Here is a 26,241-nt window from a genome sequence, read left to right as displayed (position 1 = left end):
CTGGGGCGGCCGTGGCGGGCGGCTGCGAGAATCGGCCGATGGACGTGGAACTTCCCGAGCTGCCCTTCCCGCTGCGCACCTACGGACCCGACGGCCACTGGTCCTATGAGGACGGCGTGCTCACCGGGTGGGCCGGTCCCCGGCAGGACCGCTTCGTGCCGCCGACCGGGGAGGCCCTGGACCCGGCCTCCGACGCACCCCGGCTGCTCGGGGCGCCGGAGGGTGACTTCCAGCTGATCGCCCGGGTCACCGTAGGGTTCCGGGCCGCCTTCGACGCCGGTGTGCTCTACGTCCACGTCGGCGACCGGGCCTGGGCCAAGCTCTGCCTGGAGTACTCCCCGGACCTGCCCACCGTCTGCACGGTGGTCACCCGGGGCCACTCCGACGACGCCAACTCCTTCACCGTGGACGGCAGTTCCGTCTGGCTGCGGATCAGCCGCACCGGCCGCGCATTCGCCTTCCACGCCTCCCGCGACGGCGCCCGCTGGACCTTCGTACGGCTGTTCACGCTGGACGGCGAGAAGGAGACGGGCGCCGCCCTGGTCGGCTTCCTGACCCAGTCGCCGATGGGGGAGGGGTGTGTCGTGACCTACGACCACATCGAGTTCAGGCCCGCCTGGCCGAGCGACCTGAGGGACGGCAGCTGACCGCACGGGCCCGCCCTCGCCACCCCCTGCTCGCCCCGCAGCCCGCGCCCGCACCTGGCCCGGCGCGGTCCGGCGGGCTCCGGCACCGGCCGCCGAACCGGGGAATGGAACAGACTGCTTGAACGTTCACCCACAGCGCGGGGACCGTCCCCGTGCCACCGGGACCTGGAGAGAGCCGACACCATGCGCGTCGAAATCTGGAGCGACATCGCCTGCCCCTGGTGCTACGTGGGCAAGGCCCGCTTCGAGAAGGCGCTCGCGGCCTTCCCGCACCGCGACGGCGTCGAGGTCGTGCACCGCTCCTTCGAGCTGGACCCCGGCCGCGCCAAGGGCGACGTGCAGCCCGTGCTGACGATGCTCACCCGCAAGTACGGCATGAGCGAGGCGCAGGCCCAGGCCGGCGAGGACAACCTCGCCGCGCAGGCCGCCGCCGAGGGCCTGGACTACCGCACCCGGGGCCGCGACCACGGCAACACCTTCGACATGCACCGCCTGCTGCACTTCGCCAAGGAGCACGGCCGCCAGGACGAGCTGATCCAGATCCTGTACCGGGCCAACTTCGCCGAGGAGCGCTCCGTCTTCAGCGAGGGCGACGAACGGCTGGTGCTGCTGGCCGCCGAGGCCGGACTCGACGCCGACGCGGCCCGCACGGTCCTCGCCGACCCCGACGCCTACGCCGACGAGGTCAGGGCCGACGAACGCGAGGCCGCGCAGCTCGGCGCGAACGGGGTACCGTTCTTCGTCCTCGACCGCAAGTACGGTGTCTCCGGCGCCCAGCCCGCCGAGGTCTTCACCCAGGCGCTCACCCAGGCGTGGGGCGAGCGCTCCCCGCTGAAACTGATCGACCAGGGTGCCGCGGACGCCTGCGGCCCGGACGGCTGCGCGGTGCCGCAGAACTGAGAAACCGCAGGTCGGGGCGGACGTATCAGCGTCGCTGAGGAGAACCGCGTAACCATCCGCAATGGACGGTGACTTCACCGGGCCGCACAGTGGACCCATGGAGACCTTCGAGAGCGTCGTCCGCGCCGAGTTCGCCCCGAAGAACACCTATTTGAACACCGCGAGCAGCGGACTGCTGCCGGCCCGGTCCGTCACCGCGCTGCACGAGGCGGTGGCGCTCCGGGCCGCGGGCGCCCCGCTGGACCCGCTGTACGAGGACGTCGAGCGGGCCCGGGCGTCCTTCGCCCGGCTGGCCGGCGTCCCGGCCGGCCGGGTGGCGGCGGGCCCCTCCGTGGCCGCGCACACCGGCCTCGTCGCCGCCTCGCTGCCCGCCGGTGCCGAAGTCCTCACCGCCGAGGCCGACTTCACCTCCGTGGTGAACCCGTTCCACCTGCGCGCCGACCTCAAGGTGCGGACCGTCCCGCTGGAACGGCTCGCCGACTCCGTCCGGCCGGGCACCGCACTGGTCGCGGTGAGCGCCGCGCAGTCCGCGGACGGCCGGGTCGCCGACCTGCCCGCGCTGCGCGCCGCCGCGGCCACCCACGGCGCCCGCACCTACGTCGACTTCTCGCAGGCGGCCGGCTGGCTGCCGATGGACGCCGACGCGTCCGACTTCACCGTCGCCACCACGTACAAGTGGCTGCTCGGCCCGCACGGCGTGGCCTTCCTCGTCGTACCCGAGGACTTCGGCGCGCTGACGCCGCTGCTGGCCGGCTGGGTCGCGGGGGAGAGACCCTGGGAGAGCTGCTACGGGCCCGTCGAGGAACTGGCCCGCTCCGCCCGGCGGTTCGACGTGAGCCCGGCCCTGTTCAGCCATGCCGGGCTGCGCGCCTCGCTCGCGCTGATCGAGGAGATCGGCGTGGCCGCCGTGCACGCCCACGACCTGGCCCTCGCCGACCGCTTCCGCGCCGGGCTCGCCGGGCTCGGCCGCGAAGCCCTGCCCGCGCCCGGCTCGGCGATCGTCTCCGTGCCGGGGCTCGGCCACCGCCGTCCCGAGCTGGCCCGCGCGGGCATCCAGGTCTCCGACCGTGCGGGCCATCTACGGGCCTCCTTCCACCTGTACAACACCCCCGCGGACATCGACCGCCTACTGGACGCACTGTCCGGCTGACCCCCTGATGAGCACGTTGCTGTGCGGGAACGGGTGATGACTCCGACAGCGCGCAGCTCGTGCAGGAGGCTCCGGTCAGGAAGTGGCTCGTCAGGTGGCCGCAGCCCGAAAACGCGCTACGGATGATCTGGCCATCGCCCGCCCGGGATGACTTCGACCAGTGCTGCCGAGCTGCTGGTGGGCGGCGGTGCGAGGCGCATCCACGTATCGCGAATGCAGGGAGCTGCCCCGGTGGACGGAGCGCTCGGAGCCCTACGCCCCCTGGCCGGCGGGGACACGGGCCATCCGTGGCCCCGGGCAAGACCGGCCAGTTACCCGGCGCCCTCCATCATTTCTTGGTCGCGGCCCAGTAATCCTTGAGCATCTCTCCCGGCCAGGCTGGCTCACGGATCTCGCCACGGGGCCCCATCTCAGTGAAGTACGGCGCCAGGTCGTAGACAGGGGTCCCATCGACCGCGTCGAAGTCGGTCACACTCAGATCCAAGCCGTCGACCTTGAGCAGGCGCGGGAAACTGGTGGCGAGCTGGTTCGGTCGCCGATGGTTGCGGTGCGCGAAGGTGCCCGAGGGCTCCCAGCGGGGGTCGTTGCGGGGGCTGCGCGCATGCAGGGCGACGTCATCCGGGGATGCCTTGCTGAAGTGCCAGGTCACGACCAGATGCGAGAACTCCTCCAGGCCCCTCACCACGTCAAGGGGGAACTTCGGGTCCAGACGGATGATGGACTCGACGCCACCCCAGTAGTCGTCGGCGACCTTTGTGCGACCGCCGACGACGTTGCCGATGGGCTCGATCTGCAGCGTCATTGCTTCCCTTCGTCCCTCGAAGTGAGGTGATCAATCTACGGTGCGCAGGTACTCGGTTGCCCTTGATTCCAGCTCAACAGCGGCAGAGATGCCACGCCTACGGTACGGAGACAGAAACTGACGCATCTCGACGACCCGCTGGCGGGCGCGGCCCGAGTAGATGCCCTCCTCCATGGCATCAAGAGCGCTGGACCAGGTGGCACAGGCTTCTTCCACATTGCCTGCGGATATTTGTGTGGCGCCGAGGTACCCGAGGGTCACTGCATGTGTCCTCTTGAACGAAGCGCCTCGTGTCCGCACGCTGCGCCGGAAGTTCTTGACCGCCCCCTTGCGGTCACCCAGGTCGCGAAGGGTGCAGGCCGTTTCATGAGCCAGTGACGCCTCAGCGAAGAAGAACGTGCGAGACGGCTCCTCGATGCCATCATGAGCCTGACGCAGGTCGTCCTCGGCGCGAAGGAGCGCCTTGGCTGCGGCCTGTTTCTGTTCATTCGCGGCGAGACAGCGGGCATGGACGACGCCGAGCAGCGCACGTTCCCGAGGAGTCGCCGACTGATAGCGCTGGCCGGCGATCGAGGCCGTCGACAGTTCCAGCGCATCACTGAAGAACCCCATGTCGAGGGCTTGGTGTGCCATGGCGCGGAAAATGTGGCCTGACAGCGGGGCGTCGCCGGCTCGGGCGGCAAGTTTCACGCCCAGCGTGAAGTACCGCTCGGCGACACCGTGCTCGCCGTTGTCGAAGGCCATCCAACCGGAGAGGTAGGAGCCTTCGGCAGCAGCCGAGTACATGTCGCGGCGCACTTGGTCGTTCGGGAACTCGCCCACCAAGTAACCGGCTACGTCGGACCGGAGGTATTCCACGAGTGCCGTGCGGCCATGGCCACCCCCGCGCCGTTGGTCCATGTGGGAGAAGGCCAGGACCATTTCCCGCACGCTCTCGACATCGCCCCGCCCGACGCGTTGGGTTCCCTTACGGTCCTCGGGCGGTGTCTGCTTCGCCATCTCAGCCCACCAGGCATCTGACGGCACCACGAGCGCCGCAGCAGAGTACAAGCTGCCACGTAGCAGACTGCGCCGGTCCGCATCCAAGTCGGTTCTCCCCAGATCATTCAGCGCGATCAATGGATCGACGCGCCAGTCCAGTGCCCCCTGTGCTGGTGAGCTAGGAACTGTGAACCCGGATTCGTCCGTGGTGACGACTCGTTTCAGACGGCGGGACAGTGCCTCGCACATGATTATGGGGGCTCGCCCGGACGGCTGATGACCTGCCACCCAATGCGTGACGTGCTGTCGCTGAATGCTGGTGTACGCGGTGAGTTGGTTCTCCCTCGCGACTTTGACGAAAGCGGCGGCGGCTTGGGCCCGTGACCAGCCCGCCTCTTCCAGTAGGGCTGCGAACCCCTCGTTTCGCTCGCGCGCCATGGTGCGCCCCCGCACTGCCGATGATCTTGAGCCGTGTGTGTCAACTGCGTTCGGGGCTATGCCCGCGCAGGGTCAGAAGTACCAAAGTACTGCTCAACTCCCGGGGCCTCGACCTCATACCTGGCGGGACGTCACTGCTCGGGGGATCGGCTGGACTCACACGCGAAAAGATCTTGTGTCACGTTTGTCAGTTCGCCACTCCCGGCCTGGTACCCCGCTAGCCGTCACCGCGGTTGGCTCTGTGTATGCGCCAGCGGCCGTGTGGAGGAGCGCGAAAGTGTGCGCTGAGCCCGACCGGCGCTGCTTCTCCCGACAGGACCGGGTGCACATCACGCCGGAAGGACCACTCGTGACGATGACTGCTGCCAGAGCTTCAGGCACTGACGTCCCCAGTTACACAGAGACTTGGCCGTGCGAACCCGAGTCGGCGAGGAAAGCTCGCCTCCTCGTCTCGTCAGCCTTGGCGCTGTGGGGCATAGCTGAGGCAGCAGCGAACGCCGAGCTGATCGCCTCCGAACTCGCCACCAACGCGATTGTCCACTCCCACAGCCGCAATTTCCAGATCAAGATCGCCCGCCCCGATGCGACGACCGTGAAGATCCTCGTCTCGGACACGAACCGGGAAGTGCCTGAGATCTGTGGGGCAGATGAGCACGCCGTCACAGGTCGCGGCCTGAACCTCGTGGACCAACTGAGCACCAAGTGCGGCTACGACCGCAAGCAGTGGGGCAAGGTCGTCTGGGCCGAACTGGAGGTGCTGGCCAGATGACCGCGGTATCGACCTGTCGTCCGCCTTTGGATGCCGACCAACCGGAAAGCCTCGCCAGACGCATGAGGGCTGCATGGCAGCCGATAGCCCCGGCACCGATGTTCGACGACTTGGACCCGGCGATCGGCAAGTGCCCGCCGGCAGACGACACACTCGACCAGATACCGGAGCGCTTAGGCGGTGCGTTGATACACGTGGCCACCGTGCTGCTCCAGGAAGGCGTGAGGGCTGATGCAACGACTCGGCGGCAGCCGAACCCGCTGCCGGCACCAGCCGCCGATGTCCCAGGCGGAACTGAACAGGCTGCGCGACATCGAGCGCATCCCCGCTCTGTCCCGGACAACGTTCAAGGACCGATTCTGGTCCCTGGTGTGGCGGGCGGAGGACTGGTGGCGCCGGCACGCGAGCCAGCGAGAACTGCACCGCAGATCCGACAACACTCGCCAGCTGATCGTGGCGTTCGATCGGGAGTCGGGCCGCTTCGACCCGGAGGTCGGGCTGGCACAGCTGAGAGCAGACATGAGCCGACTCAAGACGCTCGGCGCGCAGCCCTTCGAGGACCACGAATGAGCCCCCGCTCCGGTCAGCTGGCCTGCGCCGCATAGACCCGTGCCTGGTGGCCCGGACCGCCGACGGCGGCCACCAGGCAGGCGCACACCCGGCGCCGGCAAGCACGACCAGACGTCCCATACGCCAGGCGTCTTCCCGCGCCGGGCCCCTTCCTCGCCGCCTTACCCAGCCGCGGCAGAGACACGACCTCACTTGGTCTGGAGGCCAGCATGCAAGAGCTTCGTGCCTTGGCAGCGGATGCTGTCGACTTCACGGCATTACAGAACTTCGCCGCCCTCCGTGGGCAGTTCCGCGTCAGCTTCACTCCTCGCTGCAACGTCGCGTGCTTTTTCTGCCACAACGAGGGAGACGTCCCGCCCCCGGCCACGCGCCTCGATCGCTCCCAGCAGCCCCGCCCCCGAGTGCTGGGTCCCGAGGACTACCTCACGATCATCGGCTCTGTCATGGCCGCGGGGCTGAAACGCGTCTACTTCACTGGAGGGGAACCGCTTGTCTCACCGCTCGCCCGGCCGGTCCTGGAGCAGCTTCCCGAGCATGGCCCGGACGCCAGCTACACCCTCATCACCAACGGCACACGCGTGCGTACCCACAAGGCATGGCTTTCCCGCACTCGCCTGGACAAGATCAAGGTCAGCCTGCACTACTTCTCCGACGAGACACTGCGCAGCATCGCCGGAACTCGGTACGGCATCGACCTGGTCCTCGACGGCATCGAAGCTGCTCGCGAGAGCTGCCCCCGCGTGGAGCTGAACACGCTGTTGCTGAGCGAGAACAAGGACGAGGTTCCTCACATCCTCGACTTCGCGCTCGACCGCCGCCTGCCCGTGCAGTTCATCGAACTGGTCGGCACCGACTTCAACGAGGGGCGCGCAGCTTCCGCTGTGTCCGCCGAGGGCCTGATCACCTACCTGCGGACGCTGACGAGCGACGAACACACCGAGGTCGCCGGCGTCGGTCAAGGCCGCCGGGTCTTCCTCATCGACGGCGTTGAGATCGATGTCATCCACCGCAACCTGGGACGCCACCACGTCGGGCAGTGCGGTACCTGCCCACGCCGCGCCGATTGCGTGGAGGGGTTCTGGGCGCTGCGCCTGGACCACAACGGTGGCTTGCAGCCCTGTCTCCTCCGCGATGACCTCCGTCTTGACCTCGTCCCGCTGCCGGCGTACAGCCGGTTGGCCGACAACGTCGCCAGTCATGTCACCGCCTTCACGGAGGGAACGCTATGACCGCCCGTTCCCCTTGCCTGCCCCCGCCGTACCAGCCCGTCCGTTACGAGGGCGAGCAGGGACCCCTCGTCGTCCTGGAAGGCGTTTCCGGCGTCGGCAAGTCCACACTGCGCGCGCTCCTGGAAAACCGGCTCGCCGGTACCGGCATCCACACCCTGCCAGTCCCGCACACCCAGTGGTCCACGAACGTCAACAGCGAGCTGCGATCTCTGCCACAGTTCGCGTTCTACCTCTCGGGCCTCCTGCACGCGTCCGACGCGATCCGGCGGGCGCGCGCCATAGGTCCCGTCATCGCCGACCGGTACGTCTCCTCGGTCGTCGCATGCCACGCGGCTGTGCACCGCGTGCCGGTTAAAACGGTCTGTCAGCTCATGGAGCCCTACCGGACCTACCTGACTCAGCCCACCCGCACGTTCTACATGTCCTGCTCGGAACAGGAACTGCGCAGGCGCATCGCCGGCAAGAGCGACCGCACCCGTGACGATGCCGACCTGCTGGAGGTGGAGGGGCGCCTGACCCGACTGCTGGAGAACTTCGCCGTGGTCGCCAAGGCGGACCCCAGCGCCGTCTTGATCGAGACCGACGACAAGAGCGCCGCCGATATCGCCGACGAGATCGTCACCCACCTGGAGAAGGACCGTGCTGAACCCCATCGACACTGACACCGTCATTCAGCACGGCGGAGCGGTCGGAGTGTTCCCCGGACAGATCCACGAGGGCGTGGCATGGTGGCTGGGAGCCTGCGTCGTCGTCACCCAGAAGGCCGGCCAGATCCTCGTCGCTCACGACGACCACCCGGCCATCGGCGGTTTCGCCTCCCGCTTCTGCCGCGGAGCCATCAACGCCGAGCACTACGCGTGCACCGTGCAATTCATCGGCAGGGACACCCGTGAGCGCCTGCTGTCCGACCTCCGGCAGGCGGGCGTTCCTGGGGCATGGCTGACGGCCTCGGGCGGCGACGGCCGCACGAGGGTGCGCATCGAGCTTTTCAACCGTGAGGGACTACTCCTCGATGAGACCAACGGCCTGGCAGAGATCCGCCGCCGTATTTCCGAGGACCGCGTCCCCATCCCCGTCAACGACCAGGCCAAAGGGCGCGTCGTTCCCCGCCACGACCACCTCACCGGAGGCGACCACCTGTGATCGACGCTGCGGACATCATCCGATCCGGGACCGGGATACTCTTCGTCACCCTCGACTCCCTGCGGTACGACGTCGCCGAGACCGCTCTCACCGCCGACCGGACACCCCGCCTGGCCAAGCTGCTCCCCGGCGGGATGTGGGACCGCCGGCAGACTCCGGGAACCTTCACGCTGCCGGCACACATGGCCTTCTTCTCCGGCTTCCTGCCCAAGCTGCCCCAGCCCGTGCAGCCGTCACGACTCTGGGAGTGCCGCCCGCCCGCCTTCAAGATGGTCCCGCCCGAGACGTTCAAGTTCGACGCACCCAATCTCCTTGAGGGTCTGGTGCAGCACGGCTACCGCACCGTGTGCGTCGGCGGCGTCACCTACTTCTCGCGCGAGACGCCGCTCGGCTCGGTACTGCCCGACCTGTTCCAGGAAGATCACTGGCGGCCCGAGTTCTGCTCCCCCTACCTGGATTCCACCCGGCACCAGGTCGACCAGGCGCTGGAGATCGCCGACCAGTACACCGGTCAGCAACCCCTGTTCCTGTTCGTCAATGTCAGCGCGACACACGTCCCGCACGGGCACTACCCGGACTCCGGCGAGGACACGGCCGCCTCCCAGGCTGCTGCGCTCGCATCGGCCGACGAGCACCTCGGGCGCCTCCTCGACGGGCTCACCGTACGCGGCCGCTGGCTCGTCATCATGTGTGCCGATCACGGCGACGCCTACGGCGACGACGGGTATCACGGACGGGGCATCGCCCACCCGGCAGTGTTCACTGTGCCGTTCGCCTCCTGGGTGCACGGCTGACCGCTAGGCTCAGCCAGCATGAGCGATGCGGCGATGCGCGACGCCTCCGTGGTTGCGGCACGCGACGCGAATGGCCTAGTGGCCCTGCTGAGCGCCGAGTTCACCACCCACGGAGGTGAGTACCTGTTTCTCCCCGGCGGCCGTTTCGAAGCAGGAGAGTCCCCTCTGGACTGCGGCCGTCGGGAACTGCGTGAGGAGGCCGGCGTCACCGCCGTCTCCTGGCGGTCCCTGGGTTCCTACGCCATCACACTCAACTCCCCGGCACGAGTTCACCTGTTCGAGGCCAGCGACCTCACACTCGGACCGCAGGAACTCACCGAGACCGAAATGGACTTCAAGCTGATGTGGTGGCCCATGGACGATGCCCTGCAAGCCGCGCATGACGGCCGGTTCCTTCTCCCCGCCGGGCCGCTCGCTCTTCTCCTGGCACACCACAGGCGGTAACGCCATCGGCGGGCTGTGTACTGCCCGGAACAGCCGCGGCGGGCCGGTGACCGCCGTAAGCCGTCGGACCCGCACTCCTTTCGAGGGAGGCGGGTCCGACGGCTCTTCGCCCGGTCAGCTCGGAGCCGGCTCAGCGGATCGGGGTGAAGTCCCGGGCGCCGATGAAGTCCGGGCGTCGTACGGGTGCCGCGAACGGTTCGACCGCCGTGTTCTCCACGCTGTTGAACACGATGAACACGTTGCTGCGCGGGAACGGGGTGATGTTGTCGCCCGAGCCGTGCATGCAGTTGCAGTCGAACCAGGTCGCGGAGCCCGGCCGGCCCGTGAACAGCCGGATGCCGTGCTCGCCCGCGAGGGCGGTCAGCGCCTCGTCGGACGGGGTGCCCGCGTCCTGCATCTGCAGCGACTTCTTGTAGTTGTCCTCGGGCGTGGCCCCCGCACAGCCGAGGAACGTGCGATGCGAGCCCGGCATGATCATGAGCCCGCCGTTGGTGTCGTGGTTCTCGGTCAGCGCGATCGACACGGACACCGTCCGCATGCGCGGCAGCCCGTCCTCCGCGTGCCAGGTCTCGAAGTCCGAGTGCCAGTAGAAGCCGCTGGCCCCGAAGCCCGGCTTGACGTTGATCCGGGACTGGTGGACGTACACGTCCGAGCCGAGGATCTGCCGGGCCCGGCCGACCACCCGCTCGTCGCGCACGAGGCCCGCGAACACCTCGCTGATCCGGTGGACCTCGAAGACGGAGCGGATCTCCTTCGACTTCGGTTCCACGATCGAGCGCTCGTCGGCGCGCACGGCCGGGTCGGCGACCAGCCGGTCCAGCTCCCGCCGGTAGCGGGCGACCTCGTCTGCCTCGATCAGCTGCTCGACGGTGAGGAAGCCGTCACGGTCGTACGCCTGGAGTTCGGCGGCCGAGACGGGTCCCGGCGTATCCGGGGAGCCCCAGACGACGGGGTCCTGGCGCGGCACGGACACCTCGGTGGCGCCGCGGCTGGGGTAGAGGTCGGTGACGGTCATGTGCTCAGACCTCCTCGGGCTCGGTGAGCAGGGGGTAGACGCCGTTCTCGTCGTGGTCCTCCCGTCCGGTCACCGGCGGGTTGAACACGCAGATGCAGCGGAAGTCCTCGTGGACGCGGAGCGTGTGCCGCTCGTGCCCGTCGAGGAGGTACATGGTGCCGGGAGTGATCGAGTACGTCTTCCCGGTCTCGTGGTCGGTGAGTTCGGCCGCGCCCTCCACGCAGACGACGGCCTCGATGTGGTTGGCGTACCACATCGACGTCTCGGTGCCCGCGTACAGGACGGTCTCGTGGACGGAGAAGCCGACCCGCTCCCGGGCGAGCACGATCCGCTTGCTCTCCCAGGTGCCGGATGCCGACTTCACATGCCGGTCGGTGCCTTCGATCTCCTTGAACGAACGGACGATCACGGTGGTGCACAGCCTCCTCGGTGGATGTGTCGTGGTGCGACGGCGCCGGACGGCGGCGCCGGCCCGTGCCGGGCGGCGCCGTCCGATGCCGGTCGGGGTCAGGCGGTCTCCCGGACGGCCCGGGCGAGGATGCTCAGCCCCTCGTCCAACTCGTCCGGGGTGACGGTGAGCGCGGGCAGCAGCTTGACGACCTCGCTCTCCGGGCCGGACGTCTCGATGAGCAGCCCGAGTTCGAAGGCGCGCCGGGCGACCCGTTCCGCGCGGCCCTTGTCGTGGAACTCCAGGCCCCACACGAGCCCCCGCCCCCGGTGCTCCTTCACATCGGCGCGGTTCTCCTCGGTGACGGCGACCAGTTCCCGCTCGATCCGCTCGCCCCTGGCCCGGGTCTGTTTCTCCATGGCGGAGCCGTCGGCCCAGTAGGTCTCCAGGGCCGCGGTCGCGGTGACGAACGCCGGGTTGTTGCCGCGGAACGTGCCGTTGTGCTCGCCCGGCTCCCAGATGTCCAGTTCGGGCTTGAACAGGCACAGCGCCATGGGCAGTCCGTAGCCGCCGATGGACTTCGAGACGGTGACGATGTCGGGCACGATGCCGGCCTCCTCGAAGGAGAAGAAGGCGCCGGTGCGGCCGCAGCCCATCTGGATGTCGTCGACGATCAGCAGCATGTCACGGCGCGCGCACAACTCGGCGAGCGCGCGCAGCCATTCGGGCCGGGCGACGTTGATGCCGCCCTCGCCCTGCACGGTCTCGACGATCACCGCGGCGGGCTGGTTGAGCCCGGAACCCTGGTCGCCGAGCAGCCGCTCGAACCAGAGGAAGTCGGGGACCTGCCCGTCCAGGTAGTGGTCGAAGGGCATCGGCGTGCCGTGCACCAGCGGGATACCGGCACCGGCCCGCTTGAAGGCGTTGCCGGTGACGGCCAGCGAGCCGAGGGACATGCCGTGGAAGGCGTTGGTGAACGACACGATCGCCTCGCGTCCCTTCACCTTCCGCGCCAGCTTCAGCGCGGACTCGACCGCGTTGGTGCCGGTCGGGCCCGGGAACATGACCTTGTACGGCAGGTCGCGCGGGCGCAGCACCAGGTCCTGGAAGGTCTGCAGGAAGGACCGTTTGGCCGTGGTGGACATGTCGAGGCCGTGGGTGACGCCGTCCCGCATCAGATAGTCGATCAACGCCCGTTTGAGCACGGGGTTGTTGTGGCCGTAGTTGAGTGAGCCCGCGCCGGCGAAGAAGTCGAGGTACCGGTGCCCGTCCTCGTCGTACATCAGGCTGCCCTGGGCACGGTCGAAGACGGTGGGCCAGCCGCGGCAGTAGCTGCGCACCTCGGACTCCAGGGTCTCGAAGACGCTCAGGTCGGGCTGGGTGATGGTCACGGTGATCGCTCCTCAGTGCGACGAGTGGGGGGTCAGCGGGCCGATCCGGTACAGGACTTCCGGCTGGTGGGGGCCGTCGGGGAACAACCCGGAGTCGAACAGCACCTCGCGGGTGACACGGGCGCCGTGCCGTGCGGCGTACGAGGTGAACAGGCGCTCGGAGGCGGTGTTGCCGGGGGTGATGGTCGTCTCGACGCGGGCGATCCCGTGCCCGGCGGCGAGCCGCCCGGTCAGCCCGTCGAGCAGCGCGGCGGCCACGCCGTGGCCGCGGTGGGCCGTGTCCACCGCGACCTGCCACACCAGCAGGGTCCGCGGGCGCTCCGGCCGCACGTATCCGGTGACGAAGCCGACGGGCGCCCCGTCCGTTCCGCGGGCCACCGCCGAGGTGCCCGCGAAGTCGCGGCACCACAGCAGATAGCTGTACGAGGAGTTCAGATCGAGGGTTCCGGAGTCCTTGGCAATACGCCAGAGTGCGGCTCCGTCCGTCACCGTCGGACGGTCGATGAGCAGGTCTGCTTGTGCGGCAGTCATGCGTATTGAATTTAGCGAGGTGAATTCAGAAATGCACGGTTACGGATGTGCATCGCTTCACAAGCTGGTCCGATATGAACCGGTTTGACCTGCATCAAAAGGTGCAAATCGCCCCTCGATGTGGAGTGCGTCACACGGACGAAACCTGGGCGAAAATCTTCTTGTTTAGCCTCGGAAAAAGCGGGCAGAAGAACTCGGGAAAGCTATCCGAAATAAAGAAACTGAATTTTTGTCTGGATTGTTGAGAATTTCAACCCCCGGCCATACCGCCGACAAGCGCCCGCAGAACGCCGCCGCGAGGGCGTCACCCGTGGGCGGACTCGACAGCGTCCCGGGCGGCCGCAGGATCGACGGTCAGTCCCCGCTCCGCCAGGGCCGCGCCCAGCGCCGCGAGGCAGCCGTGCACCGCCGCCACCGTGGCGTCCGCCCCGTAGTGGTTGACCCGGATCATCTCCTTGGCCAGCGCGCCGCCCCCCGCCGCCAGCGGCAGCGCGGGATCGCTCGCCAGCGCCCGGGCCACCAGCTCCGAGGCGACCACGCCCGGCGGCACCCGCAGGGTCGTGGCCACCGGCGCCGCGTCCGCGGCCTCGTACACAAACGGCTCCAGGCCCCCGCCCAGCGCCGCCGCCCCCGCCCGCACGGCCCGCGCGGCACCGCGGTGCCGGGCCATCACCGCATCCAGGCCCACGCTCTCGATCCGTTCCAGACACGCCTGGAGCGCCAGCATCTCCAACTGCGCCGGCGCGTGCGGCAGCGCCGTATGGCCCGCGTCGATCCAGCGCTCCTTCCAGTCGAGCAGGGACAGATAAGACCGCCGCGGCGCATGCGGGTTCGCCGCCATCCGGGCCCAGGCCCGCTCGCTCACCGACACCGCCGACACCCCCGCCGGACCGCCCATCGCCTTCTGCGCGCCGATCACGCACAGGTCCACGCCCCAGGCGTCCGGCAGCACCGGTTCGGCCCCGACGGAGGCCACCGCGTCCAGGTAGAACAGCGCGCCGTGCGCCCGGACCACTTCGCCGATCTCCGCGACCGGGTTGGTGTTCCCGGTCGCCGCCTCCGCGTGCACCAGGGAGACGAAGTCGATCTCGGGGTGTTCGGCGAGGGCGGCACGGACCCCGTCCGCGGTGGCCGCCGCGTGGAACGGCACCGACAGGTCGACCACCTTCGCGCCGCAGTCCCGCAGCCAGTTCCCGAAGGTCTGCCCGTACGGTCCGGTGATCACGTTCAGCGCGGTGGTGCCGGGACCCGCCGTGCCCCGGATCGCGCCCTCCAGCGGCAGCAGCGCCTCGCCCTGCATGATCACGACGTCGTGCCGGGTGTCGAGCAGCCGGGCCACCCGGTCCTCGACGGCGGCGAACCGCGCGGCGGTCAGCGGGGGCAGATCGAGGAAGGGGTGTGTCACGGCGGCGCTCTCTTCGCTCACGGGGGGACCGACCCGACGAGCGTAACCGGCCCCTTTCCGAGAGCGACGACCGGTGACTTCTTAGGTCAAATGCCCCCGCAACCATCGGATCAATTTTGGGGACCCCAAGATATCCTTATAATCGGAAGTCGCATTCCGGAAGTCACACTCCCCCCACAGGAGGTCCCGTGATCACCCTCCCTCGGCGCCGGACCCGCGCCCTGGCCGCCACCGCCGTCGCGGCCGGGCTGGCCCTCGTGGCCGGCTGCTCGTCGGGCGACAGCTCCGGCGGCGCGGCCAAGACCGCCGCCGGCGGGGTCGAACTGGTCAAGGCCGGGCAGCTCACCACCTGCACCCATCTGCCCTACCCGCCCTTCCAGTCCGAGATCGACGGCAAGGTGCAGGGCTTTGACGTCTCCCTGATCGACCTGGTCGCCGAGGACCTGGGCGTCCGCCAGCAGATCCTCGACACGCCCTTCGAGAACTTCAAGACCGGGGCCTTCCTCAACTCCGGGCAGTGCGACCTGGCCGCCGCCGGCATGACCATCACGGCGGAGCGCAAGAAGAACGTCGACTTCTCGGACCCGTACTTCGACGCCACCCAGGCCGTCCTCGTCGACAAGAAGAGCGGCATCGCCTCCTTCGCCGACATCAAGGCCAAGGGCGCCAAGCTCGGCGCCCAGGCGCAGACCACCGGCGAGGACTACGCGAAGGGCAAGGGCTACGACCCGGTCTCCTTCGAGTCCTCCGACGCCGTACTCAACGGCCTGCGCACCGGCCAGGTACGGGCCGTCGTCATCGACTACCCGGTCGTCCAGGGCTGGCTGAAGGACAAGGCCAACGCCGACGCGTTCCAGGTGGTCGACAACCTCGACACCGGCGAGCAGTACGGCTTCACCGTGAAGAAGGGCAACGCCAAGCTGCTCGCCGCCGTCGACAAGGCCATCGCGGACGCCAAGGCGGACGGCACGTACAAGAAGCTGTACGAGCGGTGGATCGGCCCGTACGACGCCTCCGCCGCCTCGCCCTCCGCCTCATGACCGGCCCGGAGCACACCAAGACCGCACCCCGCAGAAAGAGGCTGACCCGCCGTCAGATGCGCGGGCTGTCACGGGGCGTCCAGTACGCCGTGTTCACCGCCGCGGTCATCGCCCTCGCGGTCGGCGCCGACTGGGGCCGGCTGCGCAACCAGTTCGCGCAGGCGGACATCGCCCGGCAGATGTTCCCCGACGTCATCACCCTGGCGCTGAGGAACACCGTGCTCTACACCCTGTCCGGCTTCGTCTTCGGGCTGGTGCTCGGCATGGTGATCGCCCTCATGCGGCTGTCGTCCGTGGGCCCCTACCGCTGGCTCGCGAGCGTCTACATCGAAGTCTTCCGCGGTCTGCCCGCCCTGCTCATCTTCATCTTCGTCGGTGTCGCCGTGCCGCTCGCCTTCCCCGGCACCGAGATCCCCGGCGGAACGTACGGCAAGGTCGCGCTCGCGCTCGGCCTGGTCTCCGCCGCCTACATGGCGGAGACCATCAGGGCCGGCATCCAGGCCGTGCCCAAGGGGCAGACGGAGGCGGCCCGTTCGCTGGGCTTCACGCCCGCGCGGGCCATGGTCTTTGTCGTCGTACCGCAGGCGTTCCGCATCATCCTGCCGCCGCTCACCAATGAACTGGTGCTGCTGTTCAAGGACTCCTCACTGGTGCTGTTCCTCGGCGTCACCCTGGAGGAGCGCGAACTGTCCAAGTTCGGCCGGGACCTGGCAAGCCAGACCGCCAACTCCACGCCCATCCTGGTGGCCGGCCTGTGCTACCTGCTCGTCACCATCCCGCTCAGCCTCGTCGTCCGCCGCATGGAGTCCAAAGCCCAGGAGGCCGTCAGATGAGCCGGCCCGAGATCCGCCTCCGCGCCCTGCACAAGTCCTTCGGCGCCGACGAGGTGCTGCGCGGCATCGACCTGGAGGTCGGCCGGGGCGAGGTCGTCTGCGTCATCGGCCCCTCCGGCTCCGGCAAGTCGACCCTGCTGCGGTGCGTCAACCTGCTGGAGGAGCCGACCCGGGGCCAGGTGTTCGTCGGCGACGTCGAACTGACCGACCCCGACGTCGACATCGACGCCGTACGCCGCCGCATCGGCATGGTCTTCCAGCAGTTCAACCTGTTCCCGCACCTGACGGTGGTCCAGAACCTCACCCTGCCGCAGCGCCGCGTGCTGCGCCGGGACCGGGCGCAGGCCGCGCGGGTCGCCGCCCGGAACCTGGCCCGGGTCGGCCTGTCCGAGAAGGCGGACGCCTACCCCGCGGCCCTCTCCGGCGGCCAGCAGCAGCGCGTCGCCATCGCCCGCGCGCTCGCCATGGGCCCCGAGGTCATGCTGTTCGACGAGCCGACCTCCGCGCTCGACCCGGAACTCGTCGGGGACGTCCTCGCCGTGATGCGCATGCTCGCCGACGACGGCATGACCATGATGGTCGTCACCCACGAGATGACCTTCGCCCGCGAGGTCGCCGACCGCGTCGTCTTCATGGACGGCGGGGTGATCGTCGAGGACGGCACCCCCGACCAGGTCATCGGCGCCCCGCGCCACGAGCGCACCCGCCACTTCCTCGCCCGCCTCCTCGACCCGGCGAGTGCGGACGTCGAGCAGGAGCCCCCCGACCGGGTGACCCACACGGACTGACGGCTCACTAAGGTGCCGTACATGAGCGATGGTGCGGTGCTGCACGTGAAGGGGCGCGTTCTCGTCGGACCGGACGAGGTCCGCGACGAGGTGTGGGTGGTCGGCGGGCGGATCTGCTACGACCGTCCGGCCGGCGCCCGCGAGGTGACGAGCGTGACCGGGTGGGCGCTGCCCGGTCTGGTCGACGCCCACTGCCACGTCGGCCTCGGTACGCGCGGCCCGGTCGACGCGGACGCCGCCGAGAAGCAGGCGCTGACCGACCGGGAGGCGGGCACCCTGCTGGTCCGCGACGCGGGTTCGCCCTCGGACACCCGCTGGATCGACGACCGCGAGGACCTGCCGAGGATCATCAGGGCCGGCCGGCACATCGCCCGCACCCGCCGCTACATCCGCGACTTCGCCCACGAGATCGAGCCGGACGAACTCGTCGCCTACGTCGCCCAGGAGGCGATGCGCGGCGACGGCTGGGTCAAGCTGGTCGGCGACTGGATCGACCGCGACCTCGGCGACCTGGCCGCCTGCTGGCCGCGCGAGGCCGTGGCGGCGGCGATCGCCGAGGCCCACCGCCTCGGCGCCCGGGTCACCGCGCACTGCTTCGCCACCAGCTCCCTGCGCGACCTGGTCGAGGCGGGCATCGACTGCGTCGAGCACGCCACCGGGCTGACCGAGGACCTGATCCCGCTGTTCGCCGAGCGCGGCGTGGCGATCGTCCCGACGCTCGTCAACATCGCGACGTTCCCGCAGCTCGCCGCCGACGGCGAGAGCAAGTACCCGCGCTGGTCGGCGCACATGCGGCGGCTCCACGAGCGGCGCTACGACACGGTGCGCGGCGCCCACGACGCGGGCATCCCGGTGTACGTCGGCACGGACGCCGGCGGTTCGCTGGCGCACGGTCTGGTCGCGGCCGAGGTCGCCGAACTGGTCGCCGCGGGCATCCCGCCCGTCGACGCGCTGTCGGCGACCACGTGGGGCGCCCGCGCCTGGCTCGGCCGGCCGGGCCTTGCCGAGGGCGCGCCCGCCGACCTGGTCGTGTACGAGGCGGATCCGCGGGCGGACGTACGGGTGCTGGCGGCCCCGCGGCGGGTGGTGCTGCGGGGACGGATCGTGGGCTAGGTGAAAGCGGCGAACGCCTGTGTCCTGGGATTCGAAAAGCCTCGCGAAAACACCACGAACGGGTGAAGTAACTCAGGATCGCTGACGGTTCACCCACAGTACGTAATTCTGGCCGGGTCCCAAGCTCATCCCACTGGGGGTCCCACCGCCTTGAACAGCAATGATTTCCGTATGCCCGCACGCCGTCTGGCCGCCGTCGCCGCGGCCACGGCCCTCGCCGCGGGCCCGGCGGCGCTGGCCGGCGCGAGCGCCGCGCACGCGACCACCGACAAGGGGCGCGCCAGTGCCGTCGTCCTGCGCACCGGGCTCGATGTGTCCCTGCTCAACAAGACCGTGAACGTCCCGCTCGCGGTCTCCCTCAACGAGGTGCAGGCACCGCAGAGCGCCGACAAGACGGCGCTGTCCGCCCGGCTCGACGGCGTGGACGGCGGCAAGCCGTTCACCGTGCTCGGCGCGGACGTGGCCGCCGCCAAGGCCACCGTGGCCGACGGCCGCGCCGAGGGTTCCGTCGAACTCGCCCACGCCAAGCTGCACGTGCCCGGCCTGCCCCTGCTCTCCGTCGTCGAGATCGACGCGGTCACCTCCAAGGCGACCTGCGAGGCCGGGAAGCAGCCCACCGCCACCGCCAATGTGCTGGGCGCGGTGACGGTCCTCGGCAAGCGGGTCACGCTCAGCGCGGGCGGCCCGACCAACGTCGAGGTGCCCGGGGTCGGCGCGGTACGCCTGGACCTGTCGAAGCGGGAGACCACGTCCCGCACGGCCGCCGCCACCGCGCTCGAACTGAAGGTCTCCGTCAACCCGTTGAAGCTGAACGTGGCCGAGGTCGAGGGGACCGTCACCCTCGCCAAGGCGACCTGCGAGGCACCCGACGCACCGGCCAAGCCGAGCGAACCGGCCAAGCCCGCCGGCCCGGCGGACCCGGCCGAACCCGCGTCGGACGTCAAGCCCCAGGGCGCCGCCGAGGCCGACCTCGCGGAGACCGGCGGCAACTCGGCGACGCCGTACATCGCGGGCGGCGCCGTCGCCCTCGTCCTGGCGGGCGGCGGCGCAGTGGCCCTGGCCCGCCGCCGGAACTGACCGTCCGGCGCGCCCGAGGGCAGGGCCGCCCCGGGGGACGCACGCGGCACGGCTGATCCCGCCTCGGGACCGCGGCGGGTGCCAACGCGCGAACCGGCATCACCGAACCGGGACGGGGCCCCGAACCGGAGCCGGCCGCCGGGCCCCGGCAGCCTCGCGCAGCCGTGGGTCCCGGCGGCCTTCGAGTAACCATGAGCCCCGGTGGTCTCGCTCAGCCGTGGGTCCCGGTGGTCTCGCGCAGCCATGAGCCCCGGTGGTCTCCCGCAGCCGTGGGTCCCGGGGGCCTCGCGCAACCGTGGGTCCCGGCGGTTCGCGTCGGCGTGAGGCTCGGGGGCTCGTGGGCGGGGGACGGGTGGCCTCTCGGCGGTCCCGTGGGGGAGGGGCGGGTTCCGAGGGGCAGGTGCGGGTCGGTCCCGTCAGTGCGGGGTCGGTGCGGTCAGGGTGGGGTCGGTGTGGTCAGGGGGATGTGGGTGGGGGTGTCGGTCGGGGCGGGGAGGGCCGTGTGCAGGGCGCGTAGCAGGCCGTCCGTCGTGGCCCGGTCGCGCACCGCCACCCGGACCCAGTCCGCGCCGAGCCCCGGAAACGTGTCCCCGCGGCGCACGGCGTAGCCGAGGTCGCGCAGCCGCCGCCGCACCCCCGCCGCGTCCGCGATGCGGACCAGCACGAACGGGCCCTCGGCCGGCTCGGCCACCCGCACCCCGCGCGCGGCGAACGCGGCCAGGCCCGCCACCAGGTGGGCCCGGTCGGCCGCGATGCGATGGGCCGCGTGCGCCGCCTCCGCCAGCGCCCGCGGCGTCACACACGCCCGCGCCGCCGCCAGGGCCGGCGTGGACACCGGCCACAGCGGCTGGGCCCGCGCCAGCTCCGCGACGGTCTCCTCCGCCGCCAGGAGGTAGCCGATGCGCAGCCCGGCCAGGCCCCAGGTCTTCGTCAGGCTGCGCAGCACGACAAGGCCGGGCACATCCGTCCGGCCGGCCAGCGCCTCCCGCTCGCCCGGCACCGCGTCCATGAACGCCTCGTCCACCACCAGCGTCCGCCCGCGGCGGGCGAGCCGGACCAGCGTCGCCGCCGGGTGCAGCACCGAGGTGGGGTTCGTCGGATTGCCGATCACCACCAGGTCGGCCTCCTCGGGGACCGCCGCCGCATCCAGCCGGAAACCGTCCTCGGCGCGCAGCAGCACCCGGTCCACCGAGTGCCCCGCGTCCCGCAGCGCCGCCTCCGGCTCCGTGAACTGCGGGTGCACCACCACCGGCCGGCGCACCTTCAGGGCGCGGGCGAGCAGCACGAACGCCTCCGCCGCCCCCGCCGTCAGCAGCACCCGGTCCGCCCCGACCCCGTGCCGCGCCGCCACCGCCGCCCGCGCGGCCCGCCCGTCCGGGTAGGCCGCCAGAGCGGTCAGCGACTCGGCGATCCGCTCCCGCAGCCAGTCCGGCGGGGTACCGGCACGGACGTTGACCGCGAGATCGACCAGCGCCGACCCGTCGTCACGGACCTCCGCGTCGCCGTGGTGGCGCAGATCGGGTCCGGCGCCGTCCTCAGTGGGCATGGGCGTGCCCGCCGTGCTGGTGCCCGCCGTGGTGGTGTCCGTCGTCGTCCGGGTGGAAGTGCGGCTGCTGCGGCAGGCCCACCTTGTCCGCGAAGCCCGGCAGCGCGATCCGGTACACGCACGCGTCGCAGTTCATCCGCACATCGCCCTTGACGGCCTCCACGTACCGCTCCATCACCAGGTCGAGCAGTTCCGGCTCGGGCCCGATGACCTCGGCGCAGCGCACGTCCAGCCCCGGGTGCGCGGCGGCCCAGCCCTCGGCCTGCTGCCGCACCCGCTCCGGCAGGACGCCGGTGAACAGGAAGTACGGCAGCACCACGATGCGGCGCGCCCCCAGCCGGGCACACCGGTCGAGCCCGCTCGGCACGTCCGGCGCCGCCAGCGACACGAACGCCGTCTCCACACCCGCGTACCCGCGCCCCTCCCACAGCAGCCGCGCCGCCTTGAACACCTCGGCGTTGGCGTCCGGGTCGGTGGAGCCACGGCCGACCAGCAGCACGGTCACATCGGCCCGGTCGGCGGGCGTGCGGGCGGCGGCGCCGAGCACATCGTCCAGCCGCCGCTCCAGCACGTCCAGCAGCGCCGGATGCGGGCCCAGCGGACGGCCGTAGACGTAGGAGACACCGGGATGCCGCTCCTTCTCCCGGGCCAGCGCCGCCGGTATGTCGCCCTTGGCGTGCCCCGCGGACACCAGCATCAGCGGCACGGCGGCGAACCGGCGCACGCCCCGCTCCACCAGCGCGGTCACGGCCTCGCCCAGCGGCGGCGGGGACAGCTCGATGAAGCCGCCCGCCACGGGCAGTTCGGGGTGGCGGCGACCCAACTCCCGCACGAACGACCGGAACGCCTCGGCTCCGGCCTCGTCCCGGGTGCCGTGGCCGGCGATGAGCAGAGCGGGCGGCGGGGTGGTCACTGATTCTCCTCGGTCGGTGAAGTCGGATGGTAGAGAAGGGCGTTGAGGGCGGCGGCGGCCACCGCGGAACCGCCCTTCTCGGAGACGTTGCTGACGGCGGGCAGCCCGCTCGCGCGCAACGCGGCCTTGGACTCGGCCGCGCCGACGAAGCCGACGGGCAGACCGATGACGAGCGCGGGGGAGGCGTCCAGCGTCAGCAGCTCCTCCAGGGCGGTCGGCGCACAGCCGATCACCCAGAGCGCCCCCGGTCCCACGTCCTCGTACGCGAGCCGGACCGCGTGCGCCGAACGGGTAAGTCCGGGCCCGGACGCGGCGTCCCGCAGCCGGCAGACGGTGTCGCGGCGGGTGATGCCGGCCGCGACCATCTCCACGTCCACGACGACCGGCGCCCCGGCGTGCAGCGCGGCGTGCGCCCGCACCAGGTCGTCCTCGGCCATGACCAGGTCGTGCGCGTAGTCCAGATCGGCGGCGGAGTGGATGACCCGCTCCACCACGGCCCGGGTCAGCGGCGCGAACCGCGAGGTGTCGAGACGGGCCCGCAGCCGCCGGAAGGACTCCTGCTCGATCGGGTGGATCACACGGTTCACCGGGCCTCCTCCTGCCGGGTGTCCTGCCAGCGGTAGCCGCGCGGCGTCACCATGCGTCCCGCGATCTCGCGGGTCGCCGTGTTGCCCACCGTCACGACCGTCATCATGTCCACCCACGCCGCATCGAGCGCCGCCAGCGTGGTCAGCCTGCTCGACTCGTCGGCCCGCGAGGCGTTGCGCACCACACCGACCGGGGTGGCCGGCGCACGGTGCTCGGCGAGGATCGCGAGCGCCGCGGGCAACTGCCAGGCGCGGCCCCGGGAACGCGGGTTGTAGAACGTCACCACGAGGTCCGCGGCGGCGGCGGCCCGCACCCGCCGCTCGATCACCTCCCACGGCGTGTGCAGGTCGGACAGGCTGATCGACACATGGTCGTGGCCCAGCGGCGCGCCCAGGACCGCCGCGCCGGCCAGCGCCGCGGTCACGCCCGGCACGCCGACCACGTCGATGTCGTCGGACGCCTCGGCGAGCGCGGGCGACGCCATCGCGTACACGCCGGCGTCCCCGCTCCCGATCAGCGCGACCGCATGCCCCGCACGGGCCTCGGCGACCGCCGTCCTGGCCCGCTCCTCCTCGGCGCCCAGGCCCGACTGAAGGATCCGGGTGCCCGGTCGCAGCAGGTCACGGATCTGGTCGACGTACTGATCCAGACCGACGACCACCGAGGCGCGCCGCAGTTCGGCCCCGGCGCGTGGCGTGAGCAGATCGCGGGCGCCGGGTCCGAGCCCGACGACCGCGAGCCGTCCGCGCGCCGGCCGCCGCGCCACGGCGCAGGTCGCCATGGCGGGCCGCCCGGCCGACTTCCGCTTGGGCACGAGGAGTTCACCGCCGCGCAGCACGGCGGCGGCCTCCGCGACGGACGGGGTGCCGACGGCGGCGAGAGGCGCGGCGGACGGGTTCGGCACGTCGACGCCCGCCAACTCCTCGGCGGAGCAGGTCACCAGGGGCACGCCGAGCCGTGCGGCGGCGGCCACGATGCCCGGCTCCGCCGACTTGGCGTCCACGGTGGCGAGTTCGGCGACGGACGCGGCCGAGAGTCCGGCGTCCCGCAGCGCGTCCGCGATCAGCTCCAGCACCTCATCGGCCGGGGCGCCGCGGGAAGCGCCGACGCCGACGACGAGTGTCGGCGGGCGCACCAGCACCTCACGCGGGCCGGGCTCGACGTCCCGGTCGGTCACCCGGATCGTGTACGCGCCCTCCGCGGCGACCGGCAGCGGCGGCAGCGGCCAGGTCACCTCGGCCTCCAGGGCGACCGGCGCGCCGTCCAGCAGCGCCCGGGAGACGGCCGCGACGGCGCCCTCCACGGGCAGCCCGAGGGTGTCGAGGCCGGGCACGCCCACCGCGTCCGTCGCCGTCGTCACCACCGGTGTCGCCGCCAGCAACCCGCCCACCTCGCGGGCGAGTTCGTTGGCCCCGCCGCCGTGCCCGCCGACCAGCGACACGGCGAACCGGCCGCTCTCGTCCACGCACACCACGCCCGGATCGGCCGCCTTGTCGCCGAGCAGCGGGGCGATCAGCCGGACCACCGCCCCCGTCGCCAGGAAGCACACCAGCTGCTCGCACTCCGCGAACGCGGCCCGTACGGCGTCCTTGACCGGGCCGTCGTACACCCGGGTGCGGTCCGGCCAGGCCGCGGCCAGCCGGTCGCGCGCCGCCGCCCCCGCGGCCGTGGCGGAAATCAGGCCGATCACTGAACAACTCCTTCGACACGCGCGTGGGGCCGCTCGCCCCACAGCAGGAACACGGGATTGGTCGCGGCCAGCCGGGTCACGTCCCCCGGCAGCGGCGCGAGCCGCGACGACTGCAGCAGCACGCCGTCGCAGGAGAACCCGGCATCGGTGAGCGCCGCGCGCGCCGCCGGCACCCGGTCCAGGGCGGCCACGGCGACCACCACCGCCCGCCGGGCCCGCCGGGCGCACTGCGTGACGACGGCGGGCAGCTCCCGGCCGCCGCCGCCGACGAACACGGCGTCGGGATCGGGCAGTGCGGACAGCACGGCAGGCGCCGTCCCGTGCACCGCCCGTACGTCGACGCCGTGCGCCGCCGCGTTGGCACGGATCCGCTCGATGCCGTCCGCGCTCTTCTCGACGGCCACCGCGGCGGCACCGAGCCGCGCGCACTCCACGGCCACCGAACCGGAGCCCGCGCCGACGTCCCACACCAGGTCGCCCAGGCGCGGCCCGAGCCGGGCCAGGGCCAGCGCCCGCACCTCGAACTTGGTGATCATCGAGTCGCGGTGGGCGAACTCGGCCTCCTCCAGGGCCCATCGGGACGGCCCGGCGCCCGGCCCGGCCACCGTGCGCACCGCCCCCGGCGCCCGCGCCTCGTCCAGGCAGACGACCACGTTCACCGCGGTGCCCCAGTCCCGGGCGGCGGCCTCGGCGGGCGTGACCCGCTCCACCCGCTCACGGGCCGGGTCGCCGAGCGCGCTCGCCACGACGAGCACCCGGCCCGCGTCGAGCGCGGCCCCCAGCTCGGCGGGGCCCGCGCCAGGACCGGTCAGCACGGCCACCTTGGGATGCGCCCGGCACACGTTGACGGCGGTGCGCAGGTCCCGCCCGTGCGCGCTGACCACGACCGCGTCGTCCCAGGACAGCCCGATGCGCGCGAACGCCGTCGCGACCGACGAGACACCGGGCCGCACATCGAGCAGCCCCGGCCCGAACCGCTCGGCCAGCGCCCGCACGATCCCGAAGAACCCCGGGTCACCGGAGGCCAGCACCACGACAGGCCGGGCCGCCCCGGCATACGCGGCGATGGTGTCGAGGGCGGGTCCGAGCGGCCCCAGCACCAGCCGTTCGGCGTCCTGGGGCAGCGGTACGGCGTCCAGGTGCCGGCGCGCGCCCACGACCAGAGCGGCACCGGACAGGACGTCCTGCCGGACCGGCGCCCCGGTACCCGTGCCGACGACGGTGATCAACGGCGTCACGGTCTCGCGCCCCGCTCGCGCAGCGCCCTGCGGGCCTCGGGGTCGGCCCTGCGGAAGCCGTGGAAGTGACCGGGGTGGTAGAGGTGCGAACGGGTGCCGTGCGCGTCCAGGGCCGGGCCGACCAGGAAGAGCGTGTGCTTCCACAGCCGGTGCTCCTTGACCGTCTCCTCCAGCGTGCCGATCGTGCAGCGCACCACCAGCTCGTCGGGCCAGGTCGCCCGGTAGGCGACCAGCACCGGGGTGCCGGTCGGATAGCCGCCCTCCAGCAGTTCCCGCACCAGCTGCCCGCTGCGCGCGGCGGACAGGAACACCGCCATGGTCGTGCCGTGCCGGGCGAACTCGCGCACCTCCTCACCGGGCGGCATCGGCGTCTTGCCCCCGCCGAGCCGGGTGAGGACCACGGACTGCGCCACTTCGGGAACGGTCAGCTCGCGCCGGGCGAGCGCGGCGACCGCGGAGAACGCGGAGACCCCGGGCACCACCTCCGTCTCGATCCCGATCTGCGCGCACCGGTCGAGCTGTTCCTGGGTGCCGCCCCACAGGGCCGGGTCGCCGGAGTGCACCCGCGCGACCCGCAGCCCCTCGGCGTGCGCCTGCCGGTAGACGGCGACGACGTCCTCCAGCGCCATGGTCGCCGAGTCCAGGATCCGCGCGTCCTCGCGGGCATGGTCGAGGACTTCCCTCTGGACCAGGCTGGCCGCCCAGATCACCACGTCGGCCTCGGCGATGGCGCGCGCGGCACGGAACGTCAGCAGATCGGCGGCGCCGGGGCCGGCACCGACGAACGTCACCTTGCCGGTGGAGGCATCGGCCATGGG

The 26,241-nt window shown here is 71.4% G+C and carries 28 protein-coding genes; 15 read left to right on the top strand and 13 right to left on the bottom strand.

Translation table 11 applies throughout. The annotated features are described in order from the left end of the window. Positions 1 to 38 precede the first annotated feature (38 nt). The 3 genes from AC27LF_RS24890 (at position 39) to AC27LF_RS24880 (ending at position 2,697) form a co-directional block, all read left to right on the top strand. A complete protein-coding gene (locus tag AC27LF_RS24890) occupies positions 39 to 647 on the top strand; it encodes a DUF1349 domain-containing protein (protein WP_479658571.1) in 609 nt (202 codons plus the stop codon). 183 nt (positions 648 to 830) lie between these two features. Further along, complete coding sequence (locus AC27LF_RS24885) at positions 831 to 1,547, top strand: DsbA family oxidoreductase (protein WP_479658572.1); 717 nt, start codon at positions 831 to 833, stop codon at positions 1,545 to 1,547. A gap of 97 nt (positions 1,548 to 1,644) precedes the next feature. Continuing rightward, entirely contained in the window at positions 1,645 to 2,697 is a 1,053-nt protein-coding gene (locus tag AC27LF_RS24880; RefSeq protein ID WP_479658573.1) for an aminotransferase class V-fold PLP-dependent enzyme, read from the top strand. Positions 2,698 to 3,025: 328 nt separating this feature from the next. Here AC27LF_RS24880 and AC27LF_RS24875 read toward each other — a convergent pair whose 3' ends face one another. Beyond that, a complete protein-coding gene (locus tag AC27LF_RS24875; protein ID WP_479658574.1) occupies positions 3,026 to 3,499 on the bottom strand; it encodes an SAM-dependent methyltransferase in 474 nt (157 codons plus the stop codon). A gap of 30 nt (positions 3,500 to 3,529) precedes the next feature. Beyond that, positions 3,530 to 4,918 (bottom strand): NsdA family TPR-like regulatory protein, encoded by a 1,389-nt coding sequence (locus AC27LF_RS24870; RefSeq protein WP_479658575.1) that lies wholly within the window; start codon positions 4,916 to 4,918, stop codon positions 3,530 to 3,532. A gap of 355 nt (positions 4,919 to 5,273) precedes the next feature. Here AC27LF_RS24870 and AC27LF_RS24865 point away from each other — a divergent pair, with 355 nt between their 5' ends. From AC27LF_RS24865 to AC27LF_RS24835, 7 genes are all read left to right on the top strand, one after another. Further along, entirely contained in the window at positions 5,274 to 5,687 is a 414-nt protein-coding gene (locus tag AC27LF_RS24865) for an ATP-binding protein (protein ID WP_479658658.1), read from the top strand. A gap of 279 nt (positions 5,688 to 5,966) precedes the next feature. Continuing rightward, positions 5,967 to 6,257, top strand: a complete 291-nt coding sequence (locus AC27LF_RS24860) for a hypothetical protein (protein ID WP_479658576.1) — start codon at positions 5,967 to 5,969, stop codon at positions 6,255 to 6,257. Between the two features lie 209 nt (positions 6,258 to 6,466). Continuing rightward, positions 6,467 to 7,486, top strand: coding sequence for a radical SAM protein (locus AC27LF_RS24855; protein ID WP_479658577.1), 1,020 nt, complete (start codon positions 6,467 to 6,469; stop codon positions 7,484 to 7,486). Then, positions 7,483 to 8,148, top strand: a complete 666-nt coding sequence (locus AC27LF_RS24850; protein ID WP_479658578.1) for a dTMP kinase — start codon at positions 7,483 to 7,485, stop codon at positions 8,146 to 8,148. The genes AC27LF_RS24855 and AC27LF_RS24850 overlap by 4 nt, the downstream gene beginning before the upstream one ends. After that, the gene (locus tag AC27LF_RS24845; RefSeq protein WP_479658579.1) at positions 8,126 to 8,629 is read left to right on the top strand and encodes a hypothetical protein; all 504 of its coding nucleotides are present in this window, start codon (positions 8,126 to 8,128) and stop codon (positions 8,627 to 8,629) included. Before AC27LF_RS24850 ends, AC27LF_RS24845 begins: the two co-directional genes overlap by 23 nt. Continuing rightward, positions 8,626 to 9,423, top strand: a complete 798-nt coding sequence (locus AC27LF_RS24840) for an STM4013/SEN3800 family hydrolase (protein ID WP_479658580.1) — start codon at positions 8,626 to 8,628, stop codon at positions 9,421 to 9,423. The genes AC27LF_RS24845 and AC27LF_RS24840 overlap by 4 nt, the downstream gene beginning before the upstream one ends. A gap of 18 nt (positions 9,424 to 9,441) precedes the next feature. Then, a complete protein-coding gene (locus AC27LF_RS24835) occupies positions 9,442 to 9,867 on the top strand; it encodes an NUDIX domain-containing protein (protein ID WP_479658581.1) in 426 nt (141 codons plus the stop codon). 130 nt (positions 9,868 to 9,997) lie between these two features. Here AC27LF_RS24835 and thpD read toward each other — a convergent pair whose 3' ends face one another. The 5 genes from thpD to AC27LF_RS24810 form a co-directional block, all read right to left on the bottom strand. Beyond that, positions 9,998 to 10,882, bottom strand: coding sequence for an ectoine hydroxylase (thpD, locus tag AC27LF_RS24830; RefSeq protein ID WP_479658582.1), 885 nt, complete (start codon positions 10,880 to 10,882; stop codon positions 9,998 to 10,000). A 4-nt stretch (positions 10,883 to 10,886) separates the two neighbouring features. Next, the gene (locus AC27LF_RS24825) at positions 10,887 to 11,291 is read right to left on the bottom strand and encodes an ectoine synthase (RefSeq protein WP_479658583.1); all 405 of its coding nucleotides are present in this window, start codon (positions 11,289 to 11,291) and stop codon (positions 10,887 to 10,889) included. Between the two features lie 98 nt (positions 11,292 to 11,389). Next, positions 11,390 to 12,661, bottom strand: a complete 1,272-nt coding sequence (gene ectB / locus AC27LF_RS24820; protein WP_479658584.1) for a diaminobutyrate--2-oxoglutarate transaminase — start codon at positions 12,659 to 12,661, stop codon at positions 11,390 to 11,392. Positions 12,662 to 12,673: 12 nt separating this feature from the next. After that, positions 12,674 to 13,192: a diaminobutyrate acetyltransferase gene (gene ectA / locus AC27LF_RS24815; RefSeq protein ID WP_479658585.1), complete on the bottom strand. Its 519-nt coding sequence runs from the start codon at positions 13,190 to 13,192 to the stop codon at positions 12,674 to 12,676. 304 nt (positions 13,193 to 13,496) lie between these two features. Continuing rightward, positions 13,497 to 14,597: a pyridoxal-phosphate-dependent aminotransferase family protein gene (locus AC27LF_RS24810; protein WP_479658659.1), complete on the bottom strand. Its 1,101-nt coding sequence runs from the start codon at positions 14,595 to 14,597 to the stop codon at positions 13,497 to 13,499. A gap of 188 nt (positions 14,598 to 14,785) precedes the next feature. Here AC27LF_RS24810 and AC27LF_RS24805 point away from each other — a divergent pair, with 188 nt between their 5' ends. The 5 genes from AC27LF_RS24805 to AC27LF_RS24785 all read left to right on the top strand — a co-directional run bounded on the left by AC27LF_RS24805 (position 14,786) and on the right by AC27LF_RS24785 (position 19,448). Then, positions 14,786 to 15,637, top strand: coding sequence for a transporter substrate-binding domain-containing protein (locus AC27LF_RS24805; protein ID WP_479658586.1), 852 nt, complete (start codon positions 14,786 to 14,788; stop codon positions 15,635 to 15,637). After that, positions 15,634 to 16,470, top strand: coding sequence for an amino acid ABC transporter permease (locus AC27LF_RS24800; protein ID WP_479658587.1), 837 nt, complete (start codon positions 15,634 to 15,636; stop codon positions 16,468 to 16,470). Before AC27LF_RS24805 ends, AC27LF_RS24800 begins: the two co-directional genes overlap by 4 nt. After that, positions 16,467 to 17,258 (top strand): amino acid ABC transporter ATP-binding protein, encoded by a 792-nt coding sequence (locus AC27LF_RS24795; protein WP_479658588.1) that lies wholly within the window; start codon positions 16,467 to 16,469, stop codon positions 17,256 to 17,258. Before AC27LF_RS24800 ends, AC27LF_RS24795 begins: the two co-directional genes overlap by 4 nt. 21 nt (positions 17,259 to 17,279) lie before the next feature. Beyond that, entirely contained in the window at positions 17,280 to 18,371 is a 1,092-nt protein-coding gene (locus AC27LF_RS24790) for an amidohydrolase family protein (protein ID WP_479658589.1), read from the top strand. Positions 18,372 to 18,521: 150 nt separating this feature from the next. Next, entirely contained in the window at positions 18,522 to 19,448 is a 927-nt protein-coding gene (locus tag AC27LF_RS24785; protein WP_479658590.1) for an SCO1860 family LAETG-anchored protein, read from the top strand. A 436-nt stretch (positions 19,449 to 19,884) separates the two neighbouring features. On the opposite strand, the gene cobC is transcribed toward AC27LF_RS24785, so the two are convergent. From cobC to cobM, 6 genes are read right to left on the bottom strand one after another with little or no spacing between them, the layout of a single operon-like run. Further along, complete coding sequence (gene cobC / locus AC27LF_RS24780; protein WP_479658591.1) at positions 19,885 to 20,994, bottom strand: Rv2231c family histidinol phosphate aminotransferase CobC; 1,110 nt, start codon at positions 20,992 to 20,994, stop codon at positions 19,885 to 19,887. Then, complete coding sequence (locus AC27LF_RS24775) at positions 20,984 to 21,907, bottom strand: sirohydrochlorin chelatase (RefSeq protein ID WP_479658592.1); 924 nt, start codon at positions 21,905 to 21,907, stop codon at positions 20,984 to 20,986. Before AC27LF_RS24775 ends, cobC begins: the two co-directional genes overlap by 11 nt. Next, a complete protein-coding gene (locus AC27LF_RS24770) occupies positions 21,904 to 22,494 on the bottom strand; it encodes a precorrin-8X methylmutase (RefSeq protein WP_479658593.1) in 591 nt (196 codons plus the stop codon). Before AC27LF_RS24770 ends, AC27LF_RS24775 begins: the two co-directional genes overlap by 4 nt. Beyond that, positions 22,491 to 24,185: a precorrin-3B C(17)-methyltransferase gene (gene cobJ / locus AC27LF_RS24765; protein ID WP_479658594.1), complete on the bottom strand. Its 1,695-nt coding sequence runs from the start codon at positions 24,183 to 24,185 to the stop codon at positions 22,491 to 22,493. The genes AC27LF_RS24770 and cobJ overlap by 4 nt, the downstream gene beginning before the upstream one ends. Further along, complete coding sequence (cbiE, locus tag AC27LF_RS24760; RefSeq protein ID WP_479658595.1) at positions 24,182 to 25,414, bottom strand: precorrin-6y C5,15-methyltransferase (decarboxylating) subunit CbiE; 1,233 nt, start codon at positions 25,412 to 25,414, stop codon at positions 24,182 to 24,184. The genes cobJ and cbiE overlap by 4 nt, the downstream gene beginning before the upstream one ends. A gap of 5 nt (positions 25,415 to 25,419) precedes the next feature. Further along, a complete protein-coding gene (gene cobM, locus AC27LF_RS24755) occupies positions 25,420 to 26,238 on the bottom strand; it encodes a precorrin-4 C(11)-methyltransferase (protein WP_479658596.1) in 819 nt (272 codons plus the stop codon). Positions 26,239 to 26,241: the final 3 nt, after the last annotated feature.

It is taken from the genome of Streptomyces diversicolor, assembly GCF_057537855.1.
The sequence above is the reverse complement of the archived record's forward strand: the minus strand, read 5'-3'. Positions and strand labels throughout refer to the sequence as shown.

Coding starts and splice junctions, on each gene's coding strand:
- AC27LF_RS24890 (WP_479658571.1), top strand. CDS start 39: ATGGACGTGGAACTTCCCGAGCTGCCCTTCCCGCTGCGCACCTACGGA.
- AC27LF_RS24885 (WP_479658572.1), top strand. CDS start 831: ATGCGCGTCGAAATCTGGAGCGACATCGCCTGCCCCTGGTGCTACGTG.
- AC27LF_RS24880 (WP_479658573.1), top strand. CDS start 1,645: ATGGAGACCTTCGAGAGCGTCGTCCGCGCCGAGTTCGCCCCGAAGAAC.
- AC27LF_RS24875 (WP_479658574.1), bottom strand. CDS start 3,499: ATGACGCTGCAGATCGAGCCCATCGGCAACGTCGTCGGCGGTCGCACA.
- AC27LF_RS24870 (WP_479658575.1), bottom strand. CDS start 4,918: ATGGCGCGCGAGCGAAACGAGGGGTTCGCAGCCCTACTGGAAGAGGCG.
- AC27LF_RS24865 (WP_479658658.1), top strand. CDS start 5,274: ATGACTGCTGCCAGAGCTTCAGGCACTGACGTCCCCAGTTACACAGAG.
- AC27LF_RS24860 (WP_479658576.1), top strand. CDS start 5,967: ATGTCCCAGGCGGAACTGAACAGGCTGCGCGACATCGAGCGCATCCCC.
- AC27LF_RS24855 (WP_479658577.1), top strand. CDS start 6,467: ATGCAAGAGCTTCGTGCCTTGGCAGCGGATGCTGTCGACTTCACGGCA.
- AC27LF_RS24850 (WP_479658578.1), top strand. CDS start 7,483: ATGACCGCCCGTTCCCCTTGCCTGCCCCCGCCGTACCAGCCCGTCCGT.
- AC27LF_RS24835 (WP_479658581.1), top strand. CDS start 9,442: ATGAGCGATGCGGCGATGCGCGACGCCTCCGTGGTTGCGGCACGCGAC.
- thpD (WP_479658582.1), bottom strand. CDS start 10,882: ATGACCGTCACCGACCTCTACCCCAGCCGCGGCGCCACCGAGGTGTCC.
- ectA (WP_479658585.1), bottom strand. CDS start 13,192: ATGACTGCCGCACAAGCAGACCTGCTCATCGACCGTCCGACGGTGACG.
- AC27LF_RS24800 (WP_479658587.1), top strand. CDS start 15,634: ATGACCGGCCCGGAGCACACCAAGACCGCACCCCGCAGAAAGAGGCTG.
- AC27LF_RS24795 (WP_479658588.1), top strand. CDS start 16,467: ATGAGCCGGCCCGAGATCCGCCTCCGCGCCCTGCACAAGTCCTTCGGC.
- AC27LF_RS24790 (WP_479658589.1), top strand. CDS start 17,280: ATGAGCGATGGTGCGGTGCTGCACGTGAAGGGGCGCGTTCTCGTCGGA.
- cobC (WP_479658591.1), bottom strand. CDS start 20,994: ATGCCCACTGAGGACGGCGCCGGACCCGATCTGCGCCACCACGGCGAC.
- cobM (WP_479658596.1), bottom strand. CDS start 26,238: ATGGCCGATGCCTCCACCGGCAAGGTGACGTTCGTCGGTGCCGGCCCC.